The organism is Salinisphaera sp. G21_0 (assembly GCF_017744115.1).
In the GTDB taxonomy this organism is placed as follows: Bacteria; Pseudomonadota; Gammaproteobacteria; order Pseudomonadales; family Endozoicomonadaceae; genus Endozoicomonas.
This window is the reverse complement of the sequence record NZ_JAGHQW010000104.1, coordinates 1-8,344: the sequence shown is the minus strand read 5'-3', so window position 1 is coordinate 8,344 and position 8,344 is coordinate 1. Positions and strand designations below refer to the sequence as shown.

Sequence of the window (8,344 nt, the reverse complement as noted above, 5' to 3'; positions counted from 1 at the left end):
GTATTGAAGCCCATGGGGGGGTTATTGCAGGCAATGCCGAAGGAAAAGGAAAGGTTGACAACACCATGGCGGTGAATTGCAAGGTTCAAACTTCAGGCTCGCAAGCCAGTGCCGGTGTCGGTGCAGGGCGGGTCTATGGCGTTACCGTTGCTAACACCAAGGCCATGAAATGTATAATCACGACCGACAACGATTTTGGAAGCGCGGGTATCGGGGCAGGGTCCGTTCATGGTGGCAAAGTTGCTGACACGACAGCGGTTGCCTGCCACGTTAAAACCGGAGGCAAAAAGGCTTATGCCGCTATTGGAGGGGGACATGTTTTGTTTGGAGGTGGCATTGACAACACCAGGGCGGAGGGCTGCACGGTGGTAACGACCGGCCACGAGGCCAGCGCAGGCATCGGGAGTGGGTATGCAGGCATCTTCAGGTGGGTTAAACAGGATAATACCGTTGATAATACCATAGCAAAGAACTGTACAGTTGAAACATCCGGTTATAAGGCAAATGCCGCTATTGGAGCGGGACAAATTTTGTCCGGAGGAATCGTTACCAACACCAGGGCACTGGACTCCATAGTCAAAACCTCCAATAAAGCGGGTGGGAGCGCCGGTATTGGCTCAGGCTTTGTTGAAGATGGAACTGTTGCCGACACGAGAGCGGTTCTCTGCCACGTTGAAACAGTGGGCAAGAAAGCAAATGCCGCTGTTGGAGCGGGAAGAATTTCCCGTGGAAAAGTTACCAACACCAGGGCACTGAACTGCACGGTGGCAACTTCTGGTGATCGTGGCTATGCGGGTATCGGCGGGGGAAATTCTACCAACACCGATGTTACTGTCACCACGGCAATGAACAGCACAGTGACAACATCTGGAGATAAAAGTTTTGCCGGCATCGGCGGGGGATGGTTTGAAGGTGGCACCGTGACTGGCACCACAGCGGTGAAATGCACGGTGGAAACCGCCGGTAGAGATGCCAGCGCGGGTATCGGGGGTGGGCAGGTTAAGGGAACTACTGTTACTAATACCGTGGCAGAGAAGGATTGTCGCGTCGAAACATCGGGGGAAAATGCCGATGCCGGTATTGGCGCGGGGAATGTTGATGGTGGCACTGTGACCAATACCAGAGCGGTAAGCTGTATGACCAGCACCACCGGTACAAATGGAGCAACAGGCATCGGAGCCGGGGTTATTCAAAATGGCGGCAGTGTGGCTAATACCACAGCGTTAGACTGCAAGCTAAAAACCACTGGTAATGAGGGACCTGCCGGGTTTGGGGCGGGTAAAGTCGATAATGGAAGAGTTACTGACACGACGGCAGTGGGCACGACGGTAGTGGACTGCCGGGTCGAAACCTTCGGTTCTTACTCTAACGATAACATGGGGGCCGACGCCGGTATTGGAGCGGGATTTATTAAAGACAGCGTCGTTGCACGCACCACAGCGTTGAGCTGCACGATCGAAACCAAGAATATCTGGGCAGATGCAGGCATCGGAGCCGGAGCTGCCTACTTTAGTAGCACCGTTGACAAAAGCACAGCAGTGGATTGCAAGGTCAAAACTTCCGGTGGTCAGGCCCATGCAGCTATCGGTACAGGATTCGTTGATTCTTCAACCGTTGAAAACACCCTGGCAGTGAAAAGTAATGTGGAAACGACCGGTAAAGAAGCAAATGCTGGTATTGGGGCCGTGGAGTCTATTGATAGTGCCAGTACCGTTAATAATACCATAGCGGTTGATTCCACGATCAAAGCCCTGGGTTCAGATGCAAAGGCCGATATCTTCAGTAAGCATTACCAGGTTTGTGATACCTACCTTGACAATAAGCTATTAAACAATAACACCTGTCCGCTGGATAATGTGTGTGAACCTGTCGCTCATCCGCTCTTGCTCCCGGATTGCCAATCCGACCACGAGTATCTTGACCAGTTAGGCATGCCAAGCAATTTCAGCAATGATTTCTTCTCCGTCGAAACCCTGCCCATGGCATCCGACATACCCTTTCTCGACTGTCCTGCACCATTGACCACGACAGTGGCACCATCGGCCGCCACGGCGGCAGCAGACAGGGAAACCGGAGTCAGGGCATCAACCCCCATACTTGTTTCAGAACCGGCTTCTTCTGCGCCATTGTCCACAACAATGGGGCTGTCTACCGAGATACCTGATTCCGAAACGGCTTCTTCTGCAACATTGTCCGCAGCGATGGCACTGTCAACCTCCATACCTGATGCCGACCCGGCTTCTTCTGCAAAATTGTCCGCAGAGATGACACCGTCAACCGCCACACCTGCTTCCGACCCGGTTTCTTCTGCGACATTGTCCACAGAGATGGTACCGTCAACCACCATACCTGTTTCCGAAACGGCTTCTTCTGCAACATTGTCCACAGAGATGGTACCGTCAACCGCCACACCTGCTTCCGACCCGGCTTCTTCTGCGACATTGTCCACAGAGATGGTACCGTCAACCACCATACCTGTTTCCGAAACGGCTTCTTCTGCGACATTGTCCGCAGCGATGGTACCGTCAACCACCATACCTGTTGCCAAAACGGCTTCTTCTGCGACATTGTCCGCAGCGATGGTACCGTCAACCGCCACACCTGCTTCCGAAACGGCTTCTTCTTCTGCGACACTGTCCGGAGCGATGACACCGTCAACCATCATACCTGTTTCCGAAACGGCTTCTTCTGCAACATTGTCCGCAAAAATGGCACCGTCAACCGCCATACCTGCTTCCGACCCGACTTCTTCTGCGACACTGTCCGCAGCGATAGCACCGTCAACCGTCACGCCGGCACCGGTCAAGGAAACCGTGATCAGGGTAGCGGGGAAAACCATAACCTTGGCCGGTCCGCCTTTTGGACCATTTACGATGGCACAGCCAACCGTTACCACGCCACCGTTCTGGGAAACCGTGCCCACAATACCAGGAACCACCATGACCTCTTCCAGAACGCCTGCTTCTGCGCCAATGACCACTGCAGTAGCGCTGTCGACCGCCACGGTGGCACCGCTGGCATCTTCCCTGAGTGCTGGTGCCATAACCGGTATCGCCGTGGGAGCCGGCCTGGTGCTGTTATGTTTTGGGGTTGCGTGCAGTTACCGCCATTACCAACGCTGGTCAGGCACATACCGGCTTATGGATTGCGATGGGGTGCCAGGGCATCGATCTGTACTACCGGTGCCGTCTGAGCCGGTGGCGGATACCTATGAACTGGAGGCCATTCCAGCGAGTAGGCAACGAAGTCAGAAAGCACCTGCCCATGGAGACAGGAGCAAGCACTCGGAGGTATAAACGCAACGCATGTGGTTCCATTAACTGCTTTTTGATCTGACGCAACCTCACTCTGCGTGGCAGTGCATACCGGGCCCGCTTAAGGTATCAGATAATAGTGAACAGTGGAGTCTGCGGATAGGCAGTGTATGCATTCCCACGGAGGAACGTGTAACTGATCAAAAAAGATTCAGTCCGCAGCCCATGATTGCCAGCTACAATTCGTATCTCCCTTGACTCGACTTGGAGCTACAATTGGTGGCTCCTTCGACTCAGTCCTGAGGGGGTGGTTCCCTTGGGTGGCTCGACTGAGGGTTGAGGTCGGTAACGGCCTCTTCTACTCGGAGACAGGCTCAGGACGAACGGAGTGCGAAGGCACGACAGCCCGTCAAACTCATTGACTCCATGTGACAGGCCAGCCCGGATGTCCGGACTGGCCTGTCTGTTAAAATAGCGCTGATTTTTCACTTTTAATGATATGCGCTTTATCTACCTTGCATGTTCAGTAATCTATTCAGCAGATTGATCGCATAGTTGTGGGAAACAGCGCAGTTGACTGGATTGCTCAACATGATATCCCCTTGGTAATGGAACAGGTATTGTTCTGCGGGATTATTCTCGTCCGGAGTGTACTGGGGGTGAACAAACAGGCATGAATCTGCCGGATTCAGTTTTTCTGTTGCCAGGTACTGCTGATAGGTGTCGGCCGCGTAATTGATCAATGTGTTCATTGTTTCCGGTTTTCCCAGCATGATTTCCAGAACACTGGTACGCTGTATGGGTGGGTACTGGGAAGGGCTGGCATTGGAATTTTCCCGTAAAGACACAGTAAGTCCCAATTCCTCTGCTTTTGCCTGCAATACATCGTATAACTCGTCAAACCTGCCGTTATCCTTGTGCTGATGGTCGAGATGCAAATGTATTGCATCCGGCTCCCGGGGGGTAAAACCGGCAATCAATTGGTTGATTTGATGATGGACCTGTTTAGCTTCGGCGCTGTCCACTTTTATCATGGATTCAGCTTCAACATGGGCGTAGTAGGCAAATAGATGGGATTCAGATGGATAATACACTTGGCGTTCAATACCAAGTTTTGCCGCAAAGGATTCAGTTTCAGGGCTTTGTCCATGAAAGATTGGCTCTGATGCGAAACTTGTACTGATCAGGGCTAAAGTACTGAGAAGGGCCAGGGCAAGAGATTTTATCTTGATATTATTCAACATATTAATATTCCTTTTTGTTATCTAGTTAATTATTTTTTCCAAGTTATTATATTTTTTGAGATTTTAAACTGATCTCCTGGTTAGTATTGCTAACAATCAATCCGTCAGTGGCAGTAACCGCTATAGGTATTGCCGGATCATGGCGTCCAAATCCTCAGCAGAAGATGGAATCCCGCGCCCGTGCATGGCGACTGCCATGTTGCATAACAGGAACAGGTTCAATGTGCCATTTTCCTGCAGTTGAGGGTGATTGAGGAGTTGGTCCAGCCCTCTCAATGGGGGTAACCCCTGTTTGTGCATCATGCCCGCAATGGCGCTGAAAAGGGGCATGTTCACTGTGCCATTTTCCTGCAGGTGAGGGTGATTGAGGAGTTGCTCCAGCTCCCTCAATTGGGGTAACCCCTGACTGTGCATCATGCCTGCAATAGCGTTGAAAAGGGGCATGTTTAATACGCCATTTTCCTGCAGGCGGGGGTGATTGAGGAGTGGCTCCAGCACCCCTATACGGGGTAACCCTTCATGGTGCATCATGCCCGCAATGGCGATGAAAAGGGGGATGTTTAATGCGCCATTTTCCTGCAGGCGAGGGTGATTGACCAGTCGCTCCAACTCACGTAATCCGGGATACCCGTGCCCATGCATCATGCCTGCAATGGCGTAGAGGATGGGCAGGTTAAATGTGCCGTTTTCCAGCAGGCAGGGGTAATCAAGGAAGCGGTCCAGCTGACTCATTCGGGGTAACCCGTGATAGTTCCTCATGCCCGCAATGGCGCTGAAAACGGGCAGGTTCAATGTGCCATTTTCCTGCAGGCGAGGGTGATTGAGGAGTGCCTCCAGTTCTACCATTTGGGGTAGCCCACGACGTGGCATCAGATCTGAAATGACTCTGAAAAGGCGCAGGTTTAATACGCCATTTTCCTGCAGGCGGGGATGATTGAGGAGTTGCTCCAGCTGTCCCATTCGGGGTAACCCGCGCCCGCCCATCATGCCTGCAATGGCTGTGAAAAGGGGGATGTTTACTGTGCCATTTTCCTGCAGGCGGGGATGATTGAGGAGTCGGTCCAGCTGCCCCATTGGGGGTAACCCACGCCTGTCCATCATGTCTGCAATGGCTGTGAGAAGGGGCATGTTCAATGCGCCATTTTCCTGCAGGCGGGGGTGATTGAGGAGACGGCCCAGCTCACTTATTCGAGGTAACCCACGCTCGTACATCATTTTTTCAATGGTGCAGAAAAGTGGCAGGTCCACTGCGCCATTTTCCTGCAGGCGGGGGTGATTGATGAATAGTTCCAGCGCCCTCATTTGGGGTAACCCTCGCCCTCGCATCATGCTTGCAATGATCATAAAAAGGGGTCGGTTCAATGCGCCGTTTTCCTGCAGGCAAGGAAGATTGAGGAGTTGGTTTACATGCGTCATCCGAAGAGAGCTGCGCCCGCTAGTCATGCTGGCCATGGCTCTCATAACGTCATGGTCCTGCAGGCTGGGGTGAGCGCCGGTTTGGCTCAACCAACTCATCAGGCCGGAGGGGAACCAGCGCCCGGGGCGGGCGGCAAATAAAGAACGGGTGTTTGGATCTGGATAAGGGGTGTAGCGCTCGACGATAGGCCTTTGTTGGGCGCTCCTCTGGTTAAGAGTGGCTCTACATAGAGGACAGATATTTTCTTCCAGTCGCCAACGCCTCAGGCATTTTCTGTGAAACATGTGCTGACAATCGGTCACCACGACTCTTTTTCCTGCAAACGGCGAAAGACAAACAGGGCAGTTGTCCAGCTCAGTTTGATAAGCAGTCGCTGGCTGGTTATTTTGGGCCGAGCCTGGTACTTGCATGTTCTTTATCTGACTTGAATCGGCTTGGGTTATCTTTTTTGGTTACCCGGGAGGCATTTTTCTGTGGCAACCAACGCTGAATGAATGCAATGCCAGTGTTAACCGGGTCCCGCTAATTTGCTGGCTGGTGTTCCGGATGCCAGACCCCGTATACAAGCAGGAGATCCATGCACCGGCTGTGGCCATGGATGGTCGCTAAGCTAAGAGCCGACATGCCATCGTCAGTATGCTCATCGATCTGGATGCCCGGAGCGAACAGCATCGCTTCGACACACCCAAAGTGGCCGTATGTTGCCGCCAGGTGGAGAGCCGTCCTGCCATTAACCTTTTTATTGACCTGGATACCGGGAGAGGCCAGTAACGCCTTGACGGATCCTGTACTGCCGTGTTCGGCAGCGATCTGGAGAGCGGTCCAGCCCTTGTTGGTTCTCATATTGACCCGGATGTCTGGATTGGCCAGTAGTGTCTCGACGGACTCTGTATTATCGTGTTTTGCAGCGATGTGGAGAGCAGCCAAGCCTTTGTAACTCTTCTTATTGATCGAGGTGCCCGGAGCGAGCAGTAATTCCTTGATGGATTCTGCACTATCGTATTTGGCAGCGATGTGGAGAGCGTACAAGCCCTTGTAACTCGGCTTATTGAGCCGGGAGCCGTGAGTGGCCAGCAACACCTTGAGGGACTCTGCGCAGTTGTTTCTGGCCGCTAAGTGGAGAGCCGTACAGCCATAAATATCCCTCCTGCTGGATCGGATGCCGGGAACGGCCAGTAACACTTTGACGGACTCTGCACAGTCGCTTATGGTAGCGAAGTAGAGAGCCTTCCAGTGCAGGTGATCGGTGGCATTGATATCTGCTCCTGCGTCGAGCAGCCATTTCAGACGCTCGGATTTGCCCCATAATGCGGCAATCATCAGGGGCGTGACGCCGCCGTTATCGATGGCATTGATATCCACTTCGCTGTTGGCAAGCAGCTCTTTCAGGCACCCGGTGTCGTTTTCTTTTTTGCTGGTATACTGTTGGAATATCCTGCCGTCATCGTAGCTTTCATGGATATTTCTGCCCATGGCAGCCCATTGTTGACGGGCCTCGACTACGCCGATTTGGGTGGCAATATGCAGGGGCGTTTCGCCTTTCTTATTGGTGGCATTGACACTCGCTCCATGGGTAACCAACCATTTCAGGCACTGGACGTTGCCATTCTCAGCCGCAATGTGCAGGGGCGTCCGCCCCTCCTGATCAGCGGCATTGACATCGGCCTGGTGGTCGATCAGTGCCTGGGCGCAATCGATATGGCCGGAATCAATGGCGATAGCTAACGGGTATACAGCCCAATCGGTAACCGCCGAGAGGTACATCTGTGTTGCCAGACTGGCATCAAGGGCCAGAAGCTTGTTCAGTGTTGTCAGATCCCCGGTACGACAGACATGAAGCACCAGGGATTCACAATAAAATGAATCTTTTTCCAGAATGCGGCTCCCGTTCACACGAACCAGCGGCAGTGCCGGTTGTTTGCAATCACAGCATTGGCGTTGATCGAGGCTTTTTCTCTTTTGCTGGTCACCGTCAAGCCATTCGGTGATGCATCCCAGGTGGAAAATATGAGGTTTTGGTTGGCAGGAAGTTCGGACCAGTGTTGTGTGCCAGGCAGATTGCCCTGTGGTAACTTCGTTGCTACCAAGGCAGATAGAACAGGTAAATGAGGGATTTGTGTTGCTGCTGACGCTATTCATTAGTTTGGGCTGTTTTGATGCAGATAATGACTAGGACTGAAAACAGCAGGGAAAATTCCATAAAACAGCAATTCGTGAACAATGCATTTCTGGATAAGCGTTTTTAGTCGTATAAAAAACAGTTACGAATTGCCGCGCAGGGCAGTCTATTCACGGACAGCCTCCTAGGAGGCTGTCCGAGAATAGACTGCCCTACTGCGGTGGCAGCAAATTGGTCTAAAAAGTCGGAAATTTTTAGCAAATAGAACCACTATTCACTAAAAATTTCCGACTTTTTATCCTCAATTTTC

General features: G+C 52.4%; 4 protein-coding genes. 1 reads left to right on the top strand and 3 read right to left on the bottom strand.

All coding sequences use genetic code 11. The features are described 5' to 3' along the window. On the top strand, positions 1-3,296 hold a 3,296-nt coding region (locus J7439_RS24560; protein ID WP_209204689.1), incomplete at its 5' end, for a hypothetical protein. 464 nt (positions 3,297-3,760) lie between these two features. On the opposite strand, the gene J7439_RS24555 is transcribed toward J7439_RS24560, so the two are convergent. The 3 genes from J7439_RS24555 to J7439_RS24545 form a co-directional block, all read right to left on the bottom strand. After that, positions 3,761-4,498, bottom strand: coding sequence for a hypothetical protein (locus J7439_RS24555; protein ID WP_209204688.1), 738 nt, complete (start codon positions 4,496-4,498; stop codon positions 3,761-3,763). A gap of 120 nt (positions 4,499-4,618) precedes the next feature. Continuing rightward, on the bottom strand, positions 4,619-6,325 hold the full coding sequence (locus tag J7439_RS24550) for an RING finger protein (protein ID WP_209204687.1): 1,707 nt from the start codon (positions 6,323-6,325) through the stop codon (positions 4,619-4,621). A 112-nt stretch (positions 6,326-6,437) separates the two neighbouring features. Then, positions 6,438-8,054 (bottom strand): ankyrin repeat domain-containing protein, encoded by a 1,617-nt coding sequence (locus tag J7439_RS24545; RefSeq protein ID WP_209204686.1) that lies wholly within the window; start codon positions 8,052-8,054, stop codon positions 6,438-6,440. Between the last annotated feature and the right edge of the window lie 290 nt (positions 8,055-8,344).